At 38.6% G+C, this 22,710-nt stretch carries 20 protein-coding genes; 4 read left to right on the top strand and 16 right to left on the bottom strand.

Going from position 1 to position 22,710, the window contains the following annotated elements:
• Positions 1-26 precede the first annotated feature (26 nt).
• Together JOC36_RS08070 and JOC36_RS08065 are read left to right on the top strand one after the other, a co-directional pair.
• Positions 27-896 carry a YihY/virulence factor BrkB family protein gene (locus JOC36_RS08070; protein ID WP_205145986.1) on the top strand — a complete coding sequence of 290 codons (870 nt, stop codon included), beginning with the start codon at positions 27-29 and terminating at the stop codon, positions 894-896.
• A gap of 1,016 nt (positions 897-1,912) precedes the next feature.
• Positions 1,913-3,028 (top strand): hypothetical protein, encoded by a 1,116-nt coding sequence (locus JOC36_RS08065; RefSeq protein WP_205145985.1) that lies wholly within the window; start codon positions 1,913-1,915, stop codon positions 3,026-3,028.
• Positions 3,029-3,100: 72 nt separating this feature from the next.
• On the opposite strand, the gene JOC36_RS08060 is transcribed toward JOC36_RS08065, so the two are convergent.
• A complete protein-coding gene (locus tag JOC36_RS08060) occupies positions 3,101-3,940 on the bottom strand; it encodes an undecaprenyl-diphosphate phosphatase (RefSeq protein WP_205145984.1) in 840 nt (279 codons plus the stop codon).
• A 211-nt stretch (positions 3,941-4,151) separates the two neighbouring features.
• On the opposite strand from JOC36_RS08060, the gene JOC36_RS08055 reads away from it, so the two are divergent.
• A complete protein-coding gene (locus tag JOC36_RS08055; RefSeq protein ID WP_205145983.1) occupies positions 4,152-4,406 on the top strand; it encodes a PspC domain-containing protein in 255 nt (84 codons plus the stop codon).
• Positions 4,407-4,602: 196 nt separating this feature from the next.
• Here JOC36_RS08055 and JOC36_RS08050 read toward each other — a convergent pair whose 3' ends face one another.
• The 8 genes from JOC36_RS08050 to JOC36_RS08015 form a co-directional block, all read right to left on the bottom strand.
• Positions 4,603-6,165, bottom strand: a complete 1,563-nt coding sequence (locus JOC36_RS08050; RefSeq protein ID WP_205145982.1) for a bifunctional metallophosphatase/5'-nucleotidase — start codon at positions 6,163-6,165, stop codon at positions 4,603-4,605.
• Positions 6,166-6,180: 15 nt separating this feature from the next.
• Positions 6,181-6,972 (bottom strand): phosphonate ABC transporter, permease protein PhnE, encoded by a 792-nt coding sequence (gene phnE, locus JOC36_RS08045; RefSeq protein WP_205145981.1) that lies wholly within the window; start codon positions 6,970-6,972, stop codon positions 6,181-6,183.
• Positions 6,972-7,754 (bottom strand): phosphonate ABC transporter, permease protein PhnE, encoded by a 783-nt coding sequence (phnE, locus tag JOC36_RS08040; protein WP_205145980.1) that lies wholly within the window; start codon positions 7,752-7,754, stop codon positions 6,972-6,974. The genes phnE (JOC36_RS08045) and phnE (JOC36_RS08040) overlap by 1 nt, the downstream gene beginning before the upstream one ends.
• On the bottom strand, positions 7,754-8,518 hold the full coding sequence (gene phnC / locus JOC36_RS08035; RefSeq protein WP_205145979.1) for a phosphonate ABC transporter ATP-binding protein: 765 nt from the start codon (positions 8,516-8,518) through the stop codon (positions 7,754-7,756). Before phnC ends, phnE (JOC36_RS08040) begins: the two co-directional genes overlap by 1 nt.
• Positions 8,519-8,649: 131 nt before the next feature.
• Complete coding sequence (locus tag JOC36_RS08030; RefSeq protein ID WP_205145978.1) at positions 8,650-9,582, bottom strand: phosphate/phosphite/phosphonate ABC transporter substrate-binding protein; 933 nt, start codon at positions 9,580-9,582, stop codon at positions 8,650-8,652.
• A 181-nt stretch (positions 9,583-9,763) separates the two neighbouring features.
• A complete protein-coding gene (locus JOC36_RS08025) occupies positions 9,764-10,876 on the bottom strand; it encodes an LCP family protein (RefSeq protein WP_205145977.1) in 1,113 nt (370 codons plus the stop codon).
• Positions 10,877-10,896: 20 nt separating this feature from the next.
• Positions 10,897-11,853 carry a thymidylate synthase gene (locus JOC36_RS08020; RefSeq protein WP_205145976.1) on the bottom strand — a complete coding sequence of 319 codons (957 nt, stop codon included), beginning with the start codon at positions 11,851-11,853 and terminating at the stop codon, positions 10,897-10,899.
• A 12-nt stretch (positions 11,854-11,865) separates the two neighbouring features.
• Positions 11,866-12,348: a deaminase gene (locus tag JOC36_RS08015; protein ID WP_205145975.1), complete on the bottom strand. Its 483-nt coding sequence runs from the start codon at positions 12,346-12,348 to the stop codon at positions 11,866-11,868.
• A 224-nt stretch (positions 12,349-12,572) separates the two neighbouring features.
• Here JOC36_RS08015 and JOC36_RS08010 point away from each other — a divergent pair, with 224 nt between their 5' ends.
• On the top strand, positions 12,573-12,818 hold the full coding sequence (locus JOC36_RS08010) for a Veg family protein (RefSeq protein WP_205145974.1): 246 nt from the start codon (positions 12,573-12,575) through the stop codon (positions 12,816-12,818).
• A gap of 184 nt (positions 12,819-13,002) precedes the next feature.
• On the opposite strand, the gene JOC36_RS08005 is transcribed toward JOC36_RS08010, so the two are convergent.
• The 7 genes from JOC36_RS08005 to metG form a co-directional block, all read right to left on the bottom strand.
• Positions 13,003-14,364 (bottom strand): hemolysin family protein, encoded by a 1,362-nt coding sequence (locus JOC36_RS08005; protein ID WP_205145973.1) that lies wholly within the window; start codon positions 14,362-14,364, stop codon positions 13,003-13,005.
• 48 nt (positions 14,365-14,412) lie between these two features.
• On the bottom strand, positions 14,413-15,780 hold the full coding sequence (locus tag JOC36_RS08000) for a hemolysin family protein (protein ID WP_205145972.1): 1,368 nt from the start codon (positions 15,778-15,780) through the stop codon (positions 14,413-14,415).
• A gap of 72 nt (positions 15,781-15,852) precedes the next feature.
• On the bottom strand, positions 15,853-16,749 hold the full coding sequence (gene rsmA, locus JOC36_RS07995; RefSeq protein WP_205145971.1) for a 16S rRNA (adenine(1518)-N(6)/adenine(1519)-N(6))-dimethyltransferase RsmA: 897 nt from the start codon (positions 16,747-16,749) through the stop codon (positions 15,853-15,855).
• Entirely contained in the window at positions 16,746-17,309 is a 564-nt protein-coding gene (gene rnmV / locus JOC36_RS07990; RefSeq protein WP_205145970.1) for a ribonuclease M5, read from the bottom strand. The genes rsmA and rnmV overlap by 4 nt, the downstream gene beginning before the upstream one ends.
• 3 nt (positions 17,310-17,312) lie before the next feature.
• Positions 17,313-18,116 (bottom strand): TatD family hydrolase, encoded by an 804-nt coding sequence (locus JOC36_RS07985; RefSeq protein ID WP_205145969.1) that lies wholly within the window; start codon positions 18,114-18,116, stop codon positions 17,313-17,315.
• Between the two features lie 130 nt (positions 18,117-18,246).
• On the bottom strand, positions 18,247-20,403 hold the full coding sequence (locus JOC36_RS07980; protein ID WP_205145968.1) for a cation:proton antiporter: 2,157 nt from the start codon (positions 20,401-20,403) through the stop codon (positions 18,247-18,249).
• A 77-nt stretch (positions 20,404-20,480) separates the two neighbouring features.
• Entirely contained in the window at positions 20,481-22,475 is a 1,995-nt protein-coding gene (gene metG / locus JOC36_RS07975; RefSeq protein ID WP_205145967.1) for a methionine--tRNA ligase, read from the bottom strand.
• Between the last annotated feature and the right edge of the window lie 235 nt (positions 22,476-22,710).

Below are 22,710 nucleotides of genomic sequence, written 5' to 3'. Positions count from 1 at the left end.
ACTTATTCTAGCAGGAGGAAGCCGTAATGCGCCAACGCTTTAAACAATTTATGCAAAAGCCAGCCGTACAAACAATCCTAGATTACTGTACGCGCATTTATCTAGGCTATTCGAGTGCGGCGATTACGTATTATGCCCTTTTGGCAATTTTCCCCAGTTTAATTGTCATCGGTAATTTACTCTCTATTTTAAATCTCAACTTGAATGGCGTGATGCATTTTTTAAACCGCTCAATGCCAGCATCAGCCACCAGTATTCTCCAACCAATCATTAAGTCGATTTTGACCCAACATGATATTGGAACCCTTTCAATTTCCTTAGTTGTTATGCTTTGGACAATGTCCCGACTGGTCGCATCAATTCGAATCTCTCAAAACACCATTTATGGCGTTCATCCCAAAAACGTTGCCATTATTGATCAATTTATTTCCTTTTTTTGGCTAATTATTATTTTAGGTATCATCTCAGCCATTTTGCTATTTGCCGCCTTCGGTTCTAATATTCTTGAAGCCTTACCAGTCAAACATCAACTCGTTTCCCAAATTAACGTTTTTAAACCTTATGTCGTTTGGATTAGCTTATTCATTGGCGTTAGTTTATTCAATTGGCTCCTACCCGTTAAGAAGCCTTGGTTGCCCTGGGCCTTAGTAGGAACTTTCTTAGAAGTTAGTGCCTTTACCCTACTCACTCAATTTTTCAGTAATTACGTCTCGGTGATCGCCAAGGCCTATTCTTTCTACAAAGCAATGGGATCAGTAATTGTGGCCATGCTCTGGATTAATTTCATGGCTTTGATTAGTATTATTTGTACAATTATTACAGCAATTCTAAATGAATTTTGGCCAGGCAGTTCTTTAAACCGACGCGACCGACTCTATTCTAAAATTAAAAGCTAAATGATTTAAGCATTTTTTCAGCTCCAATTATGGAAGGTTTAACTTTACCCGCTTAGACTGAAGTCATACCTAATTAAGAAGAAAGCTTCTCATAAACTTTTTTCACATCCTACTCCTATAAATCACCTGATATACCATCAGGTGATTTTTTTACACTTGAATATTCTCATTAAGTCATTAATTCTTAGATTTAAGTTCCCTTTTAGGGCCAGTTATTAATGTTTTAAGTTCTCACCATTACACTTGGGTCATACCCAATTAAGAAGAAAGCCTTTCATAATTACTTTTTTCATATCCTACTCCTATTAAAACATCTAGCTTCCCACTAGGTGTTTTTTTGTGCCCACACTGTTTTAGCTGGACTTTAAATTTTTAAATTTAAGCTTACTTTTAGTAACAGTTATTACTCATTTAAGTTACCGTCCTTATACTTAGGTCATACCTAATTAAGCAAAAGTTTTTTCATTAACTTTTCATATCCTACTCCTAATTAAAACACCTAGTTTCCCGCTGGGTGTTTTTTGGTGCCCACAATATATTAGATGCACTTTAAAATCTTAAATTTAAGCTTACTTTTAGTAATAGTTATTACTCATTTAAGTTGCCCTGCTTATACTTAGGCCATACCTAATTAAGAAGAAAGCCTCTCATAAACTTTTTTCATATCCTACTCCTAATTAAAACACCTAGTTTCCCACTAGGTGTTTTTTTGTGCAGAAAAACTTCAGTTGTCAGTCCTTTAATCCTTTTACGCACTTCACTCCGCAATTCAACCCTATACATATTTGTTTAATTTATTAAAACATTTAGTGTTGACAATCAGTTGAATAAGATTAGAATTTTCTAATAAACATACACTTACCACTGTTTTAAAGAGCATCAGATGAGATAGCAATTATTCCATTAACCACAAAATTTTTCACGTAAATTGAGCATGATCGGCGGTTTTATAAAATGAAAAAAACAGCGCTAGCACTTACAACTTCGTCTTATTCTTTTTCACCTTCTATTTCATTATGGCGATTGCTTCATTTTTTCAAGTCATTTATTATCAACAAGCACACGCCCTAACTAATTTTGGCTACTCATATGGTGCTATGGCCATCGCAGGTGCCTTAACTCAAACCTTTTTTATTTATCTACAATGGATTCCAAGTAAAGTATTAATCCCCGCCTCGTTCATCATTTATAGTTGTTCAATGCTCTTCAGAATTTATGCACAATCAAGTCTATTGAGTATTCTATCTGGCCTGCTAGGTGGCATCGGCGCAACACTCATTTCTATCTATATTCGACTCAATTTAATGCACATCGCCGAAAATAGTTCTAAAGACAAGCAAAAAATCATCAGTTCGCGTTATCTAACTGTCCAAATTGCAACATTAGGCGGAACGGCCCTTGCTGGATATTTGATGACTAATATCGCTTCAACTTTCGACTTGAATCTCAAATCACTAGTTTTAATCAGTAGTTTTTCAATGCTACTACTTACTTTTTGGCCCAAAGAAACTAACATTAATCTATATAACAAAAAAACTAACTCAACAAAATTTCATATCAAAAGTATTTCACATATCGATCATAACTTCATATTTATTGCGCTAGCGGCTACCATTTGTGGTTTGTTAATTTCTACTTTTGATCCATTAATCCCAGCTTTTTTCAAAAGTTACCTTAACAGTCCCAAAATAGTTAGTTGGGATACAACTTTAGCTGGCGTACTCACCATCATTGGTGCGTATATTTTTAGTAAAAAATTTATAACAGCTAAACCACTAACCAATATGATTTTGATTATATTATCAACCAGTATCATTTTTCTGATTTCATTTAACTTCCATTCTGATTTAAAATATTATCTTTCAATTTTCTGGTATGCCTTAATCACTTCAGCCTTTATCCAATTAAAAGAGGTCTATGAATTTAACATACAACAACATAAAAAAATTGATAAGGCAAGCTTAGTTGCACTGTCCCAAACCGCCTTCTTAATCGGTGATTCAATTGGAACGCCCATTAGTAGTAAAATCTTCGAAAGTGCCGGCTATGATACCATCCTTATTAGTTACAGTATTTTTGGTGTCATAAGCGCTTTGCTCCTAATTCTCTCAAGAAAATATCTCCTAAAATAAAAACTCCACCATTATTAGAGGTGTGCTCTGACAATAGTGGAGTTTTTATATATTTAATCTAGCAAATTTAAATTATGCTGTAATAACACCCATTAAGATTAAGGCGATTACTACGAAACCAACAACGATTCGGTAGTAACCAAAGGCCTTAAAGTCGTTCTTCTTGATGTAGTCAAGCAAGAACTTAATCGCAATATAAGCAACAATCCATGAAACCAAGAACCCAACTGCTAATACGCCAGCTTGCAACATGGTAAACGTACCACCCTTAAGGAAGTAAGTTCCCAACTTAACTGCAGCGATTCCAAGCATCATTGGAATACTCATGAAGAACGAGAACTCAGTTGCTACGAAACGAGAGGTTCCCAACAACAAAGCCCCTAAAATGGTTGCCCCTGAACGAGACGTACCTGGAATAATCGCCAAAACTTGGAAGATTCCAATAAACAAAGCCATCTTATAGCTCATGGCATTTAGATCCGTTAACCAAGGCTTCTTATCCTTCAAATAATTTTCAATTAAGATGAACAAGACACCATAAAGGATTAACATGGCTGCCACAACCCAAACGTTGTCTTCCATGAAGTCGTTTAGGGCAAAGCCAACTACAACGGCAGGCAAAACACCAACTACAACCTTTGACCACAAACGCCAAGTCTGATTTTTTTCATCAGTTGTTTTTGATGGTGAGAACGGGTTTAACTTTTTAAAGTAAAGTTGAATAACCGCCATAATCGCACCTAATTGGATCACATATTCATACATATGGGTAAAGGCACTCGTCCAGACCGCTCCTCCGGGAATCCCCATCAAAGCGTCTGCGATAATAATATGTCCTGTTGATGAAATTGGGAGGAATTCAGTAATTCCTTCAACAATTCCAACAATCAATGACTTTAATAATTCAAGCATGATTTCTCTCCTATTTTTACTTACAGCTTACCTTACCAAAATTTTCATATGAGCTAAAGCACTCCTAGCACTTTTTTAAAGCTTCTTAAGACAGCTTAGATTATACTAACCTCTAACCCTAGAAAATTAAAATAAGTCCGCTTGAAACATTATACAACGTATAGTATAATGTTGTATATAGAATAAAGACAAACAACAAGGAGGCTTCAACATGAAAAAGAAGTTATATAAGTCAGATGATCGCGTACTTTGTGGTGTGCTTGGCGGCATCGCCAATTATCTCAATGTCGATCCAACCGTCGTACGCCTACTTTTCGTGATTTTAACAGCATTTAGTTTCGGTTTTGCCCTAATTTTCTATATTGGTGCTGCTCTAATTATGCCTGATATGCCACATTTCTCAGCTAAGGCCCGTGAAGACAACGATGCCAAAGCTGATAAAAACGACAAAGATAATGAAATCTAATTAAAACTCAGCTGATGTTTTTTAAAGATAAACCCATTTTAACGGTTAGTTATTGGTATTAAATCAATGACTAACCTTTTTTTGTCTCTAATAGTTCTTTAAACACCTATTTACATTATTCATAAAGCAAATAACCTTTATATATCAGCTAAAATAAACTCACTGGTTAATCCCAGTGAGTTTATCAAAAAGATTATTAAAGCCTTGTGTAACCAATTGATGTAATATTTGTCGGCTGGCCAATCTTGATCTGTGGATGACTGCGGATATATTCTCCAATCAAATCAGCCGTTTCAACTTGAATTTCCCTAACAATTTTTTGAGTCGAAAAAGAAGAGAACCCGCCAGCTCCAGTCGCCCGATAATTATTCATGGCTACTTCATAAAATACCCCATCTTCGAGGGGTTGCCCTTGATACATAACCGTAACTAAACGTTGCCCCATAGGCTGACTAAAATCAAATTTATAATCAATCCCTGACCATACGTCATAATTATAGTGTTGTACTTTTGGATTCAAATAATGTGGATTAACCACAAGTTTACCATTCGGTTCAACAATAAAATAACAAGCATTAACCTCAAGAGCTTCTTTGATATCTGCACCACTTAATCGCTCAACTACTAAGGTATTAGGATAAATATAATTCGTCATAATATCACGCTGTGTAACCGCATCGGGCAATCCTTGCATCTCGTTATTAAACAACGCGGTATTAGCAATCGTCGTGTTACCCGCATCCATTTGAACTTGGTTAACTAACTCTAAAAATGGATGATGATGTAGTCGTGCCGCAAAATGATCAGTAATTTTCATATTTTCTCCGACATGCCCAATTGGATTGGCCAACCACTGATTAGTTGCCGTATATACAGCCCTACTATGCACAACAATTTCTTGTTGCTCCGCAAAATCTCCTGTTGCAATAAGTGTAGCCTGCCCATGCTTGATTTGATGCATCGCATCTAATTGCAGATCAATTTTCCCAATCTGATTAGCTCGATAGCCTGGTTGAGTCGTTGGCACACCATCTACAACTTGAGCCAGCTCGCGATGCTGATGACCTGTAACCAACGCATCGACACCTGGTAGATGTAACAATTGATACCCCTGATTTTCGCCAGTTGGTAATTCAATTGGTTTACCTGTTGATAAATCTTGAGCAAATCCACCATGGTACGCCAAAATTAAAACATCTACCGTTGGTCGTAATTTTTGAATGTATGTTTTTGCCGTTTCAACTGGATCTAAAAAAACTAAATTTTTAATATGGTCCTCTGTTTCCCAATGAGGGATATAATCCGTCGTTAGTCCAATTATCCCAATCCGCAAGCCATTTTGCGTGATAATTCGGTAAGGCTGACCAACAAAAAGCTGTTTTGAAACCTGATCAATGATATTCGCATTTAACAATGTCGCGTCATTTTCAAACAATCGTTCTAAATAATCACGACCATAATTAAATTCATGGTTTCCCAAAACACGTACATCATATCCAACATCGTCAGCCAACTTGGCATACAAACCACTTTTTGAAAACGGCTGACGCGTAATATAACTAGTTAAGGGCGATCCTTGAATAAAATCACCATTTTCAATCGTAATGACCACATTATCAGGGATATTCTGATCCTTAATTTGCTCTATCACTGTCGCTGCACGCGATAATCCTAAGTGCTTGTTAACATTTGGCCGTTGAAAATCATCAGCTTGAAAATATCCATGCACATCTGAAGTTGATAAAATCGTTACCTGCATAAATACCCCTCATCTTTAAACTAAACGCTTACGAATTTGTCCCGATAGATAATCAATGACTGTCACCATCACAATAATCCCTAATAAGATAATCCCAACACGTGACCAATTACGAGTTTGAAGCGCAAAAATTAACGGGGCCCCAATTCCGCCAGCTCCAACAATTCCAAGAATTGAAGCCGAACGCACAGCAATTTCAAAACGATAAAGTGTATAATTCATCAAAGCTGGCATGACTGATGGGAAAGTCGCTAAAGTCATACCATCTAGGCTGGTTCCGCCAGCTGCAGTAATTGCCTCATTAGGCCCATAATCAATATCTTCAATTGCTTCAGAAAATAATTTTCCTAACATCCCGATTGAATGAATTGACACAGCTAAGACACCCGCATAAGCACCTGGACCAACTGCCTTAATAAACATTAGGGCTAGCACAATTTCAGGAAATACTCGGATTACCGTCAAAATGAATTTCCCAATCGATGCATGCGCACTAAATCCACGTTTAGTATGGGCCGCTAAGAATGCAAATGGCAAGGTCAAAAACGCTGAAATAAATGTTCCTAAAAATGCAATCGCTAGGGTTTCAATCAATGCATTAATTAAATCTTCTCCATCCCCTGTGTAAACATAAGCCCAATCGGGGTGGAATAATCCGTTCAAAATTGATTGGGTAACTTCTCCAGCAGTTTCTTTGATGGATGATAAATCAATCCCTGAAAAAGCCCAAATATAAATCAAGATGACAATTAAAGTAATCACCCACGGTTTACTTTGTTGCCAAAGCGTACGTTTTGTATGTTGCATTATGCCAAAACCTCCCGTAAATGATTTGAAATCCCATCAACTACCATCACAACAACTAAGATACCAAGAATCACCACTGCTGTTCGATTATACAAAAACATTGAAAGAGTCTGATCTAAGTATAAACCAACCCCACCAGCACCTAAATAACCCAGTACTGTTGAAGCACGAACATTAATTTCTAATGTATATAAGAAATAGCTCAAGAATTGATTAAAAACTTGAGGAATTACGCCAAACGCCACCACTTGAATGCCGTTGGCTCCAGCTGCTCGTAATGCTTCAATTGGTCCTTCATCAATGGTTTCGATCGCCTCATAAAACAATTTAGAAATCATACCAAAACTAAAAACGGTCAAGGCACCAACACCAGCCATCGGTCCAATCCCAATTACCGCTACAAATAAAGCAGCTAATAACATATCCGGAATGGCTCGGACAATATTTAAGAAAAAACGAACAATACTAAGAATAAGCTTACTTTTAATAATATTGCGTGCTGCCAAAAGGCTAAAAGGAATCGCTAGAATTGTTCCAAAAAGTGTCCCAACTAAAGCCATCTGAATCGTTTGCATAATCGGTTGGATAATCACCGAAATGTATGACCAATCTGGATGCGCCATTTCTTGCCAAATTTCAAAAAATTGATCCCAACTAAAATCACCAGTCACCTCGACCTTTTTCATTGAAGTTAGCAAAATCAACACCAATAAGATAATGGTCAAAAGCCCTTTAACATGCCACTTTTGACTAAACTGTTTTTCTGGTAAAGCTGCTCCCATTAATCTTGGACCTCACTTTCATTATAAATATCAGCGAAGTCTTGCTCAGATACATTTTCAATGGGCTGGTCGTAAACCAATTTTCCGTCACGTAAACCAACAATGCGTGTTGCATAAGCCATCGCTAACGGCACACTATGCAAATTGACGATGACCGTCATACCAAACTCTTCATTCAAACGCTTTAAGTCATCCATCACTAAACGCGTCGTTTTTGGGTCCAACGAGGCAATCGGTTCATCCGCTAAAAAGACTGTTGGCGATTGCATCATAGCACGAGCAATCGCGACACGTTGTTGTTGTCCCCCTGACAATTGATCTGCACGCGTATAATACTTATCCAACATATTGACACGCTTTAAATTTTCTTGAGCACGTTCTTTATCTGCTTTAGAAAATAAGCCCAAGACACTCTTTAGACTAGAATAATATCCAACTCGCCCATTAAAAACATTTCGCGCAACAGAAACCCGCTTTACCAAATTGAAATTTTGGAAAATCATCGCAATATTACGACGGATATGACGTAACTGCTTACCTTTCGCGGTTGTAATATCTTGGTCATCGATATAAATGTGACCTTTTGAGACATCATGCAAACGATTAATCGCACGCAACAGAGTACTTTTACCAGCACCTGACAGCCCAACCACGATTACAAATTCGCCGGATTGAATATCTAGATTAATATCATCTAAGCCAACCGTGCCGTTATCATATACCTTTGAAACATGTTCAATTTTTACTGTGCCCTTTTCAGCCATACCTATTCTTTCACCCTCACTAAATTATGTGTTTATCACCACAGCGCATGCGATGACCTTAGAGAAAAAGGAACTAATCACATGATTAGTTCCCTTCACTTTTAGAATGCTAATAATACGAAGCTGCTTAATTATTTAATATCTTCCAGCTTCTTTTGGTAATCACGAACTTTATCAAAGTTAGAATCCTTGGTATCAGTCACGCCTTCCCAAGTATAAACATCCTTCATAATCTTCTTACCTTGCTTATCGTCATTAGCAACATGCTTCATAGCCTTCTTAATTGCCTTTTGATCATGCTTTGAAACGCCCTTACGGATTGAAATTGTGTCATTTGGAATTTCAGTCGTGTACTTCAAAACACGTGTTTTCTTAAAGACGTTCTTATTATCATTCTTAACTAAATTACGGGCGTCATCAAAGACAAAAGCTGCATCCGTATCACCATTCAATACTGACATAACTCCTTGATCATGCCCCTTAACAGTCACAAGGTTAGAATTTTTCACAACGTTCATCCCATCTTTATTAAGGTCAACAATTGGGAAAATATAACCGGCATCAGAAGTCGTATTTTGTACGGCAATTGACTTATTCTTCAAATCTTTTACATTTTTAATTTTTGAATCTTTCTTAACGAGTACCATAGCGCGGTATGTTTTCGTTAAATTCTTCTTATTTGATCCATCACCCTTTTTATCATTAATATCATAACGTTCTGATTGCAAAAGTGGCTCGACACCATACTTTTTGTGGGCATGTACATATGGGTCAGGTGGCAAGAATCCCATATCGACCTTCTTTGAACCCATCGCCTCAACAACTGTGTTGTAATCAGTTGAAACTGATACGTGGACTGGTACGCCCAATTGCTTAGACAATAACTTTTCTAGTGGCTTTGTCTTTGCTTCCATCTTGTCGGCTTGCGCTGATGGTACAAATTGAACATTGACCTCTTTCATATCAACCTTTTTTTCAGCTGCATCTGCATCTGTCGCTGTAAACAAACCAGCAGATGATACAGCCAAAGTAAGTGCTGTCCCTACAAACAGTTTCTTTAACATCAGAACTATTATCCTCCAAAAATTCGTCACCCAGGGTGAATTCCTAATATTTATGCCTCGTTAAAGGTTACTTACAGTATAAAACCGAACTATAATCCCGTCAACGTTTTTTTATTCGTATTTTATAAATATTTGATTTGAGGCACAAAAAAAGTTCGCGTTTTCACGCGAACTCCCTCTTTTATGGTGTTGGTAATTCTTCTTTATCAGTCTGCTCATAGTTTACATTTCCAGCATAAACTGGCCCTGTTTTAGCTGGCGACAGACCAAGTTCCTTACGCAAACGATTGGTAATAGGTTGCTTAACATCATTACTGATATATTCTGCCGAACCTGCCGAAGTATTATAGGTTACCCCAGTTAAATGGCCTGTTTTAATATTGCCTGCTGCAGCAATATAATTACCACCTATATTTTCCATATCGTTAAACTTTAAATCTGTTTTGATTGATTTACTCATCGCTTCCAAGAAGTCTGGATTAGCTAATTTAAGTGGATTCGACTTCACCTTTTTGGCAAGCGCTTCTAGTACTAACCGTTGCCGTGCTTGCCGACCATAATCGCCTTCTGGATCTTGATAACGCATCCGTGAGAAAGCTAAGGCCGCTTTTCCATCCATTTCATGGTAGGTCTTTTTAACATTGTCCTTACCCGTATGTGTAAAGTCAGATGAGCCTTGTTTAAAGGCATATAAATTACCTGGATCTTCATGTGCCGTATCCGGATTATATTTAAAGGTCAGCGGTGAAGTCACTTTAATGCCACCGATTTCATTCACAACTTGTTCAAGACCACGCATGTTTACCAAAGCATAGTAATCCACTGGAACATTTAGCCAAGCTTGAACCGTCTGCATTGTTGTCTTAGCTGAACCAAATTCATAGGCCGAATTTAGCTTGGCCGGGAACTGATTTTCATACCCAATGGGTGCCACGATTGTATCTCGTGGTAATGAGACTAAGGTCGTTGTTTTATCCTTTGGATTAACTACTGCTAACATCAAAGAATCGGTCCGTCCTTTATACGTTCGTCCCAATTCCCCAGTATCAGTTCCTAACAGTAGAATTGAAAAAGGTTTACGCTCTTTAATTAATGATTTAGTATCACGAGCTTTTTTAAATCCAGCGCTTTGATAAGAATTTTGGAGGGCATGCCGGGCATTACCAGTTGCCCGAATACCAAATATCGCACCAATGACTAAAATCACAGCCACGATGAGTAAAATAATATTACGCTCACGATAGGCGTGCTCAACGTAGCGTGAACCTCGTCTGCCTTCCCTATGCTCAGGCATAGCAAAACCCCTTCTTTCTCTTAAACTGCCACTGGCGCCTTAATCGACTTGCCTGGGTGGTAGTCTTTGATTTTAATATCATCCATGGTGTAATCAAAAATTGACTTCACTTCTGGATTTAACCATAGTTCTGGTAAGTCAGCCATTGGACGAGTTAATTGTTCATTAACTTGGTCAATATGATTATTGTAAATATGCGCATCCCCAAGCGTATGCACAAATTCACCTGCTTCATAACCTGTTTGTGTCGCCACCATATGCAATAACAATGAATATGAGGCAATGTTAAATGGCACCCCTAGGAACATATCCGCTGAGCGTTGATATAATTGTAGGCTCAATTTACCGTCTGCAACATAGAATTGGAATAATACATGACATGGTGGCAAAGCTTGCGTTGGAATTGACTCAGGATTCCATGCCGAAACAATCAAGCGCCGTGAATCAGGATGGGCTTTAATTTGATCAATCACGTCTTGAATTTGGTCGATGAAACCGCCTTGTACTTTTTGCCAATGTCGCCATTGCGCCCCGTAAACATCACCAAGTTCACCATACTTTTGAGCAAAATCATCATCATTCAAAATGCGGTCAACAAATAGTTGATGTTGTTTATCATATTCAGCAGCAAATTCTTCATCAACTAATGACCGACGACCAAAATCATGCATGTCAGGGCCAGTATATTCGTCAGAATCAATCCACTTTTCAAAAGCCCACTCATCCCAAATATGGTTATTGTTTTCAAGTAAATATTTAATATTTGTATTACCTTGTAAGAACCATAGTAATTCATTTTTGATTAGTTTAAATGGTACCCGCTTGGTCGTTAGTAACGGGAATCCTTCCGCCATATCAAAACGCATTTGCCGTCCAAAAACAGAATGGGTTCCCGTACCTGTCCGGTCAGTTTTGATGGCACCGTTATCTAGAATGTCCTGCAGGGTATCCAAATATGCTTGTTCATTTTGGCTCATCTCATCTATCTCCTAATCACTCGTGATGTAACGTTCAAAATGCATTTTTTCAACATCCGAAGCGCTAATTTCAACCTGTTCTAGTTCGACTTGTTTTTCATCAATCAACTCCATTGCAAAATCATCATTTCGATAATTTCTAAGGTAATTAATTTTTTTAATGCCTGCTTGTAATAACAACTTCGTGCAATATACACATGGAAAATCAGTGACATAAATTTCGGCTCCATCAGAAGCAATGCCCATTTTAGCCATCTGCATAAGTGCGTTTTGTTCAGCATGAACAGCACGAATACAATGGCCATCGACCATTAAGTCGCCGACATCCTCACAATGGGGGGTGCCCGCCACTGATCCATTATAACCACTCGCAATGATTCGCCCTTGCTTGACCACTACTGCACCTACCTGTAAACGCGTACAAGTTCCACGCGAAGCCATCATCACAGCTTGCAACATAAAATATTTAGGCCATGATACACGTTCTTCAGTCATAAGCTCTCCAATCCAAAATTACATTAGTACTATCATACCGCAAAATATAAACATACCGCAAAGTGCAAAAAGTAAACTTTTGTTCTGAAAATTATTTTCTTCCAAAAATGCCATAAATATGGTAAAATGAAAAACGAGCTTGTTGTACATAATTTCAGGCTGAACTAGTCTCGATTTCATTTGTCGAGAGATTGCGAGTGTGACTCGCGAAAGGAAGTGTTTCTATGCCTGCAACATTAGCAGAAATTAAGCAGAACCTTGATCGTCATCTCGGAGAAGACGTAGTCTTGATCACTCACGAGAGTCGTCATCGAACTGTTGAACATAAAGCAGTCGTCCGTGAAACTTTCCCCGCTGTCTTTGTCTTGGACTTAGAGCAGGAAGGGCATGAATTTGACCGGGCATCATTTAGTTATACTGATGTTTTAACTGAAAATATTGAAATTAATTTTAAGGATACACCAGCATAAACTAGTTGATTCTTCGCCTAGTTTTGCTTTTGTTTTATTATACTAAAGCCCATTTCGCTGAAAAAGTGAAATGGGCATTTTTTAATATTTTATTTTTTATACAAAAAAACCACTCGCTACATCATGCACCAAAAAGTTCGTTTAACTTTAAGCCGCATCATATTTTCATGAGTGGTCTCTTTATTTAATTTTGTGTTGGCTCAACTTTTGACTCAGGAATTTTTGTAACTTCAAAATCACTAATGTAAGCGTCCTTATAGTGCAATGCCTTAAAGTGGAATGGACCCACTTGCATTTCACTACCAGCTCGCGCATTTGGATTGTTATCAAGCATATATCCTGTGAGTGTTACCATATCAGAACGGTCAAATTCCTTTAATTCGGTCTTGAAATAGCGTTCAAAATCATACAAAGTCATTTTTCCAGAGACACGATAATGCATAATCCCCTCATCGTCGGAACCTAATTTTTCAACGAGATTATCGGCAACATCATCAACTTCATCGCGCACTGTACCAAAGAGCTCTTCATAAATATCCTTATCAGTAACGATTCCAGACGTTCCACCATATTCGTCCTTTACGACAACCATTGGTGTTCGCTTATCAATCATTTCTTGAAGAGCATCTTGGATTGGCATACTTTCAGGTACAGTTGGCATTTGCCGCAGAATCTTGCGCACTGATGGTGTATCATCAGCCGCTGCTTGGCGCATCAAATCATAATTGAAAATGTAGCCCAAAACTTTGTCTTTATCATTGTCCGCAACAACCGGAAGACGTGAGTACTTTGTTTTAAAGTAAACTTGCACGGCTTCTTTAATCGTCGTATTAATATCAACAACTTCCATTTGCGTCCGATCAATCATGATATCAACAACGTTTTTATCATTCATTTCAAACGCACGTTGCATCAATAAGTAATCTTCATCTTGCAATTGTCCTTGTTGCGCTGCGTTTCGTGACAAACTCAAAATTTCTGCTTCTGAGTAAACATCACTATCTTCAGATGCCGTCTTTAGTCCCAGCACATGGGTAACCCCATTTGCCGATACATTCAACAACCAAACAAATGGATAGAAGATAATGTGGAAAAAGTGAAGCGGTCCTGAAACTGCCAAACCGACTTTCACCGGAAATTCAATTGAGACATTCTTTGGCACTAACTCAGTAAACACCACTTCAACATATGTCAAAAGGACCAAAGCAATTACAGAAGCTATCACTCCAGCACTAGGACCGGTCATTTCTTGAATGATACCCATCTTCAACAACAAGTGCGCCACAGTTGATTCCCCCATAAATCCAAGCAATAGCCCAGACAATGTGATTCCAACTTGTGTCGTTGACAAATATTCATTTAAATTATCGACCATATAGATGGTGCGATTAATTTTACGTGATGGCTTATCACGTTCATTTTGCATCTCTTCTAAAGTACTACGTCTAACTTTAACCAATGCGAATTCTGCTGCCACAAAGATAGCTGCAAAAACGAGTACCAGAATAATAATTAATAATGAAAGCCACAGCTGTACAGTAGTCAATTATTTTTCCTTCTTTCTTTAATAACCGTTATTAAACAAGCAGCGTTTTTAATCTTCTTCAACTTCTACTTCATCAGCATTATCTTCAGTTAACGGATACTCAGTTACCTCAAAGTAATTAATATAAGCATCCTTAAAGTCTAAGGCCGTAATTTCAAAATTGGCAACTTGATTTGGTTCATTGACGACCAGATTTGGGAAATTATCCAACATGTATCCTGTTAGCGTGACCTTTTCTGAATCTTCGAATGACGCAATATTTTCATGGAAATAACGTTCAAAATCATCAAGGTTCAATTTACCTGACACGCGATAATGCATATTTCCATCATCGTCAGATCGAATCTTAGTAATTAAATCATCAATCGTGTCATCAATTTCATCACGAACTGTTCCAAACAATTCTTCATAGATATCTTTATCCGTAACAATTCCAGATGTTCCACCGTACTCATCCTTAACAACAACCATTGGTACCCGATGATCAATCATTTCTTGTAGAATTTCAGTAATTGGTTGATCCTCAGAGATATTTGGCAAGTTCCGGAGAATCGTTCGAACCGGTGCATCCATATCAATCCGACCTTGACGCACCAAATCGTATGAATAAATATAGCCTAAAATTTTATCTTTATCATTGTTGGCAACAACTGGAATTCGTGAATGCTTGGTTTCCAAATACATGTTTAACCCATCACGAATAGTTTGTGTCACATCAATCACATCTAGTTGCGTCCGATCAATCATAATATCGCCCGCAACTTTATCATTCATTTCAAAGGCACGCTTCATATAGCGTAAGTCGTCTTCATCAATCTCACCAGCTTGAGCCGCATCCTTTGATAATGAGACAATTTCAGCTTGTGAATAGATGTCTTCATCAGGATGAGAATTATAACCCAAAATCTTTGTAACCCAGGCCGCTGTACGATCAAATAACCAAATCATTGGATAAAAGACTACGTGGAAAAAGCGCACGGGGCGTTCAATCTTAAGCAAAACATTTGTTGGATCATCAATGGCAATATTCTTAGGCACCAAGTCAGTAAAGACCGCGTGAATAAACGTAAACAACAGAATTGCAGCAATTGAGGCAATGCTGTGCGCAAACTCAGGTGGCAAAAGATGCGTACTCAAAATTAAGCCCGCAATAAACCCTTCACCTAACCAACCTAAGATAAGTGATGTCAAAGTAATTCCAACTTGCGCAGTTGAAAGATATTCAGTTAAATGATCGAGCATGTAAAGAGCACGATCAATCTTTGGTGATGGCTCCTTACGATCAGCTTGCATCGCCTTCAAGGCACTTGGACGTACCTTTACCAGTGAATACTCTGTTAATGTAAACAATACTGCTAATGCCAAAATGACAACAATAACAATCAGATTAATAATTATAGACGGACCGGAATCCATGTGTGTGTACCTTCTTTCAAAATATATAATTTATTGTAATTTTACAAAATAATTGGAGATTATCTCATTATTTTAGACGTTATACACGCCCGCGTCAAATAGGGCATTGTGCAAACGAATAAAGTCCTCAAGGGTTAATTTTTCAGCCCGAATTTTTGGACTAATATCTGCGGATTCTAATGCATTTGTAAGTTTTTCCTTCATAGTGTCATCTTTACCAAATGCAGTAATCAAATTATTCCATAAAGTCTTACGCCGCATCGCAAATCCGATTTTAAAGAGCTGGAAGAGCTTCTTTTCATCTTTAGGCTGCACCTTTAATGGCTCACGTGGCGTTAACGTCACGATCGCCGAATCCACATTCGGGTTAGGCACAAAGGCTGTTCGTGAAACATTAAATGCCAAATGAGCTTGCATCCGATAATTGACCGCTAAGGTTAGTGCACCATAATCTTTGGTCCCTGTCTCAGCAGACAAACGATCGGCCACTTCCTTTTGCATCATCACAACAATATCATCAAAAGCGATGCCAGATTGAAGCACCTGCATCAAAATTGGCGTTGTAATGTAATATGGTAAATTAGCCACCAATTTAAGCGGCGCATCAGGATCATCAAAATTAGCTTGAATTTCTTCGGCCAAGTTAACATTTAAAATGTCTTGATTAACAATTTTGACATTGTCATATGGCGACATCGTATGGTCTAAAACGGGAATTAGTCGTTCGTCAATTTCAAAAGCGACTACCTGTTTGGCTTGCCGAGCTAATTGCTCTGTTAGTGCACCAATTCCAGGTCCAATTTCAATGACATTATCAGTTGGTTGGACATCCCCAGCCGCTACAATATTTTTTAGAATATTGATATCAGTTAGGAAGTTTTGCCCCAAAGATTTTTTCGTATTAATACCATACTGATTCATAATTGCTTGCGTCCGGACGGGCGTTGCAATATCTGGTACATCTGTCATGCATTTTCCTCTTTTATTTCTTGAATTGTCTTTTCTAAGGTCGCTTGGTTAACACCAAACATTTGGAGTCGCTTTAAAAACTGCTTACCATTGACATACCCTAGCTTTAATTTTTCCGAGACTTGCTGGCGTAATTGAGCCGCTTGCGGACCAGCTAATAAACCGAGCTTTAATAAAGCTTGCCTCGTCACATCTGAAGTTGTCTGCTGATCAGTAACCGTCACAACATCAGCTAACGCCTTTTGAATGGTTGCACGGTCCGCATACTCAATCCCCAAACTGTGGTGCTTGATTTGGCGCCCCGCTTCATCCTTTGTCAGAAAGGCATGCTTGGCATCTGGTACCGCTTGCGTGATTAATTGTCGCAATCGTTCCCCATTAAAATCAGGATCTGTAAAAACAATGACACCACGTTGCTGAGCAGCTGATTGAATGGCTGCAATAGTATCAGCACTTAACGCTGATCCATTCGTCTCTAATGTATCGGCATCTACTGCATGTTGAACAGCTTGCGTATCCGCTTTGCCTTCCACAACTATGACTTCTTGAATCTTTGACATTAATTAACGCTCCAACCAAAGCCGATGAGCATTTTCAGTCGTAATTTGGGCTAACTCATTGTATGACATTCCCAATTGTTCCGCCATATTTTCAAGGGTATAGTGTGTAAACATTGGTTCGTTCATTTTACCACGCATTGGCGTTGGGGCTAAGAAAGGCGCATCCGTCTCAACCACAATCCGATCAAGCGGTACAACTTGCAAAGCTGCCTTAATATCATCAGACTTCTTGAAAGTTACCATCCCAGAAAAGCCAATATACATTCCCAAATCTAAAAAGCGTTGTACTTCTTCTGGTCCGCCAGTAAATGAGTGCATCACCCCACCAAATTCTTCAACATGATGTGCTTTTAACATTTCATAAACGTCATCAAAAGCATCACGTGAATGAACTGTTACTGGCTTGTTTGTTTCACGCGCTAAGTCTAATTGTGCCCCAAAAGCCGCTTTTTGAACTTCTACACTTGGATTTTCATCCCAATGATAGTCCAAGCCCATTTCACCCAAGCCAACAACTTTATCATCGTTTAATTGGTCCCGTAAAATGGCTAATTCTTGCTCATTAAATTCACGGACATCTTCAGGTTGGAAGCCCACAATCGCATGAACACCTTCTAATTCGTGGGCCATTTCCACAGCACGTGCGTTTCCAATGTGATTATAACCAACCACATTCATTTCCATAATACGATACTCACGAGCACGCGCCCAATAAGCTGGAACGTCTTCTAAAAACTCATCTTCATTTAAATGTGTGTGTGTGTCATAAGCATCGCTTGGACGCTTTGACGGATCATAAATTGCCATACTTTGCCTCTTTAATGTTCATTTCAGTGTTAAGTACCTCTATCATACCAAAAAATATGGGCTGACTTAACCTATCCCTTAAAATAAAGAGAACGCTATTTAACATAGCGCTCCCGGGGTTGTTGCAACCTTATTCTTCTTCTTCTTTTTCAATTGCCAAAACCAGTGATTGTGCCGCATTAACTTCATCGTAAAGGGCTTTAGCCAAGCCTGAATTCAATGAACCATTTTCGCGACCATCTTGAATGTACTGCAATTCTGCTTGCAACGCATCCATCATAACTTCTTGTTCGGCCACATCCGAGTCAAAAGAATTCTGGATTGCATTTTGTTGCCTAATTTGCATGTTCCGCATCGCGACTGCTAGACGAGGATCATCACCTGCTTGTTCAATCGATTGGATATCTGTTTCAACAGCTGGATCAACCACTTTTTGAATTTCTTTCATGGCACTTGACCAACGTTCACGTTGCTTTTGCTTAAGCTTTTTCAAATCCTTACGACCATCTTCAGTCGTATCCAAAGCCAAGTATTCACGTTGTTCATTAATTCGTGCTTTAACCGCCTCTTGCTGATCAGCGGGCAAATGCTTCAAGTGTTTAAGCTCACGTTGAATATACTTTTCAATCCGTGCTTGCTTACGCTTCTTGCGTCGTTCTGATGATACATGCTGATCAACCCAATGCATTTGCAATTGTTCCAGTTTATGCCAAAAAACACGCGCACGGTGTTGCAAACCACGCCAACCACCATTACGTGAATTATGGGACATTCGTTGATAGAACATCGCTGCATCACTTGATAACTGATCAGTATCCATGGCATCTTCGACTGCTTGGTTTGACACCTTCTGCATGCGGTTCGCCGCTTGTTCCCAAACATCGCGATCCAACTGTTCTTCCCCGTAACCAAGTTGACTTTGTAGTTGGCGCGTTACTTGTTGTTTAACCTGTGGCGCCGCCGATGAATCTTCGACCGCATCCATTCCTTGGCTGATCATCTCAAGATGTGCCTTATCAAAGTCTTCCGTTTCAAATTCAGGTTCCACCGCTGGTAACACTCTTGGTAGTACGAATAAAGGTACCACCAAACTTAGAATAATCACGACTGTCGCGATTAACAAAATATTATCACGGTAAGGAAAGGCGTTTCCATTATTCAAGGTATATGGCAAAGATAGCGCCATGGCCATCGTCATAGCCCCATGTACGCCACCGATGGCAAAGACAAAAGCATCTTTTTTTTGTTCCCCTTTATCAATAAAACGCTGTACATCTTCACGCCGTGAAAATGCCATCGAAAGAAAACGAACTGCCAACATAATGAGGTACATCAGAATACCAACACCTACCATTGGAATCCAGCCATTTCCAGTTGTATGGATAAAGGTCTGCACAACCCGCACCAATTCTAGTCCTAGTAAGACGAAAACAATACCATTTAATACTTGCGAAATCATTTCCCAAACTTGATTAGATAGATTACTCAATTTAGCTGAAATAAATTGTAGACGAGAACGCTCTTCGTTATGCACAACCCCAGCAATTACCACCGCAATAATTCCAGAAACATGCAAATAATGTTCTGCAATTAAATAAATAGCAATTGGGCTAATCACTTGAATTAAAATTTGTGCCGTATAATCATCCAGTTGAAAACGAATCAGATTTTGACGAAGCCATACAACAAACATTCCTAGAACTAATCCAACAATGGCGCCACCAAAGGCTGCCACTAAGAACTCTTTAAATCCAGAAAGAAATGAAAAATGTCCCGTATTTAACCACAAGAGGGCTAGTTCCAAAATAACTAGACCACTTGCATCATTAAACAATGATTCCAAGTTCAAAGCTCGTTTAATTCCAGATGGCATTTCAACACCTGATGTGACCGAATCCAATGCGGTCGCATCAGTTGGTGTTACAATCGCCGCTAACGCAACTGTTAATGGCAATACCCAATGTAGTAATGATTGCTCCGTAAATCCAAGAATCACGACCGTTAACACAGCTAAAACTCCAGCCAAGCGAATAATCGATGAAAAATTCTTAGATAGTACACTCGCATTTGTATGTTGTCCTTCATAGAACAAAAGCGGTGCAATCACCAACATTAGAAATAAATCTGGTTCTAATCGAATTTGATGCAATGAACCTGGGATCAAGGCCAAAATAACTCCACCTAAAATCTGCCAAAATGCTTTTGGAATTTTAGGCATTAATTGTGATAAAAAATTAGCCACAATTATCGCAATCAAAATGACGACCATGCCAAATAATATATCCATTTAAATCCTCCTGCTTGCCAAAGTTTCAGAGCAAAATAAAAGGCTCAAACAAACTTGAGCCTTTTATTATTCTTAACTTAGCCCAAATCAGCACCTGGCTCGATTGAATCAGGTAAGAATGTCAAAGTAACTTCTCCATCCTTTTCGGCAGATAGAATCATACCTTCTGAATACTCACCCATCATCTTACGAGGCTTCAAATTGGCAATAAAGGCAACCTTCTTACCAACTAAGTCTTGGTATTCAGGGTAGAATTTCTTCATCCCTGACAAAATTGTCCGACCGTTCTTTGAACCATCATCTAATTTAAAACGTAGTAACTTATTTGACTTCTCGACTTCAGATACATCAGTAATTAGACCAACTCGAAGATCAAGTTTCTCAAAATCATCAAATTCAACTTCAGGCTTTGTCTCAAGTTTTTCTGGCTTTTCATCCCCGGCCTTTTCTTGCTTATCTGAACCACCCGTCATTTCATCACGAATGTAAGCAACTTCGGCATCAACGTCAACACGTGGGAAAATTGGTTGACCCTTAGGCACAACGTGACCACCGGTTGGCAAATCTTCGAACTTCAAACCAGCAATTTGTAGATTTGAATCTGACAAACCAAGTTGTTCAAAGATTGCCTTTGGTGCAGATGTCAAAATTGGTTGAAGTAAGATTGCGACAACCCGAAGTGATGCAGCCAAGTGAGCCATAACTGCACTCAAATTATCTGCTTGTGCTGGATCCTTAGCCATCGTCCATGGAGTCGTTTCATCAATGTACTTATTGGCACGCGAAATCAACTTCCAAACTTCAGCTAATGCATCTGAAGTATGCAATTCTTGCATATACTTATTGTAATTTTCAATAACTGAGGCAGCTGTTGCTTCCAAATCAGCATCAAATTCAGTTGAACCAACTGTCAATTCAGGAATGACACCATCGTCATACTTATTAATCATTGCCACAGTCCGATTCAACAAATTACCTAAGTCATTTGCTAAATCATAATTCAACTTTGATACGAAGTCCTCTGGTGTAAATAGGCCATCATTTCCATATGGCATTGCACGTAACAAGTAGTAACGCACTGCGTCAACACCATAACGTTCGGCCAAAGTATCAGGATAAACGACATTACCCTTTGACTTAGACATCTTTCCATCACGCATTGTTAACCATCCGTGGGCAAAGATTTTCTTTGGCAATGGCAAGCCTAAGGCGTGCAACATAATTGGCCAATAAATTGTATGGAAACGCACGATTTCCTTACCAACTAATTGCACATTAGCAGGCCAAAACTTATCAAATAACTCAGTATTATCACTGTCATAACCCAAAGCAGTAATATAATTTGAAAGCGCATCAATCCATACGTACACGACGTGCTTTGGATCAGATGCCACAGGAACACCCCAGTTGAAGGCAGTCCGTGTCACAGCCAAATCTTCTAGTCCTGGCTTAAGGAAGTTATTAATCATTTCATTCATGCGTGAGTTTGGCTCAACGAAATCAGGATGTTCCTTATAATAATTCATCAACCAGTCAGAATACTTACTCATTCTAAAGAAGTAAGATTCTTCTTTAACTAATTCAACTTCGTGGCCTGATGGCGCTTTACCACCAATGACATTTCCGTCTTCGTCGCGATAAACTTCAGCTAATTGTGATTCAGTAAAATACTCTTCATCATCAACTGAATACCAACCTTCATATTGACCCTTGTAAATATCACCTTGATCTAAGAAACGTTGGAAAATCTTTTGAATTGCTTTTTCATGTTGTTCATCAGTCGTACGGATGAATCCATCGTTACTAATGTCCAACTTCTTCCAAAGTTCTTTAATATCCTTAGCCATGCCATCCACATATTCTTGAGGAGACATGTTTAGCTTTTCAGCTTTTTGTTCAATCTTTAAACCATGTTCATCAGTTCCTGTAAGGAAATAAACATCATCACCTAACAAACGATGGTAACGTGCAGCCGCATCAGCTAATACAGTCGTATATGTATTTCCAATGTGTAATTTACCTGATGGATAGTAAATTGGTGTTGTAATGTAAAATGTATTTGGTTCTGCCATGTATATTTCCCTCCCACTACACAAATGAGTATAGCGCCTTTGTTCTATTTTATAAGCTAGTTACTTATAAAGCTTAAAGACAATTATATCAATAATTTATTCACTCTGTTCTATAAATATTAGAATTCAGGACGAATCGTACAAAAAAAGCCGTCATTACTGACGACTTTCTAGTTCGCATTGCGACGTCCTATCCTCGCAGGAAGAGATCCTCCAACTACTTTCGGCGCTATTG

The sequence above is a fragment of the Weissella uvarum genome, assembly GCF_016908785.1.
Taxonomy (GTDB): domain Bacteria; phylum Bacillota; class Bacilli; order Lactobacillales; family Lactobacillaceae; genus Weissella; species Weissella uvarum.
This window is presented reverse-complemented; position numbering and strand designations above follow the sequence as displayed.

What these genes read in the sequence shown, in the direction of transcription:
- JOC36_RS08000 (WP_205145972.1), bottom strand. Translation starts at nt 15,780, where the DNA reads ATGGATTCCGGTCCGTCTATAATTATTAATCTGATTGTTATTGTTGTC.
- rsmA (WP_205145971.1), bottom strand. Translation starts at nt 16,749, where the DNA reads ATGACAGATGTACCAGATATTGCAACGCCCGTCCGGACGCAAGCAATT.
- JOC36_RS08050 (WP_205145982.1), bottom strand. Translation starts at nt 6,165, where the DNA reads ATGCAGGTAACGATTTTATCAACTTCAGATGTGCATGGATATTTTCAA.
- rnmV (WP_205145970.1), bottom strand. Translation starts at nt 17,309, where the DNA reads ATGTCAAAGATTCAAGAAGTCATAGTTGTGGAAGGCAAAGCGGATACG.
- JOC36_RS08025 (WP_205145977.1), bottom strand. Translation starts at nt 10,876, where the DNA reads ATGCCTGAGCATAGGGAAGGCAGACGAGGTTCACGCTACGTTGAGCAC.
- JOC36_RS07980 (WP_205145968.1), bottom strand. Translation starts at nt 20,403, where the DNA reads ATGGATATATTATTTGGCATGGTCGTCATTTTGATTGCGATAATTGTG.
- JOC36_RS08010 (WP_205145974.1), top strand. Translation starts at nt 12,573, where the DNA reads ATGCCTGCAACATTAGCAGAAATTAAGCAGAACCTTGATCGTCATCTC.
- phnE (WP_205145980.1), bottom strand. Translation starts at nt 7,754, where the DNA reads ATGGGAGCAGCTTTACCAGAAAAACAGTTTAGTCAAAAGTGGCATGTT.
- JOC36_RS08070 (WP_205145986.1), top strand. Translation starts at nt 27, where the DNA reads ATGCGCCAACGCTTTAAACAATTTATGCAAAAGCCAGCCGTACAAACA.
- JOC36_RS08055 (WP_205145983.1), top strand. Translation starts at nt 4,152, where the DNA reads ATGAAAAAGAAGTTATATAAGTCAGATGATCGCGTACTTTGTGGTGTG.
- JOC36_RS07985 (WP_205145969.1), bottom strand. Translation starts at nt 18,116, where the DNA reads ATGGCAATTTATGATCCGTCAAAGCGTCCAAGCGATGCTTATGACACA.
- phnC (WP_205145979.1), bottom strand. Translation starts at nt 8,518, where the DNA reads ATGGCTGAAAAGGGCACAGTAAAAATTGAACATGTTTCAAAGGTATAT.
- JOC36_RS08065 (WP_205145985.1), top strand. Translation starts at nt 1,913, where the DNA reads ATGGCGATTGCTTCATTTTTTCAAGTCATTTATTATCAACAAGCACAC.
- phnE (WP_205145981.1), bottom strand. Translation starts at nt 6,972, where the DNA reads ATGCAACATACAAAACGTACGCTTTGGCAACAAAGTAAACCGTGGGTG.
- JOC36_RS08020 (WP_205145976.1), bottom strand. Translation starts at nt 11,853, where the DNA reads ATGAGCCAAAATGAACAAGCATATTTGGATACCCTGCAGGACATTCTA.
- JOC36_RS08060 (WP_205145984.1), bottom strand. Translation starts at nt 3,940, where the DNA reads ATGCTTGAATTATTAAAGTCATTGATTGTTGGAATTGTTGAAGGAATT.
- JOC36_RS08030 (WP_205145978.1), bottom strand. Translation starts at nt 9,582, where the DNA reads ATGTTAAAGAAACTGTTTGTAGGGACAGCACTTACTTTGGCTGTATCA.
- JOC36_RS08015 (WP_205145975.1), bottom strand. Translation starts at nt 12,348, where the DNA reads ATGACTGAAGAACGTGTATCATGGCCTAAATATTTTATGTTGCAAGCT.
- metG (WP_205145967.1), bottom strand. Translation starts at nt 22,475, where the DNA reads ATGGCAGAACCAAATACATTTTACATTACAACACCAATTTACTATCCA.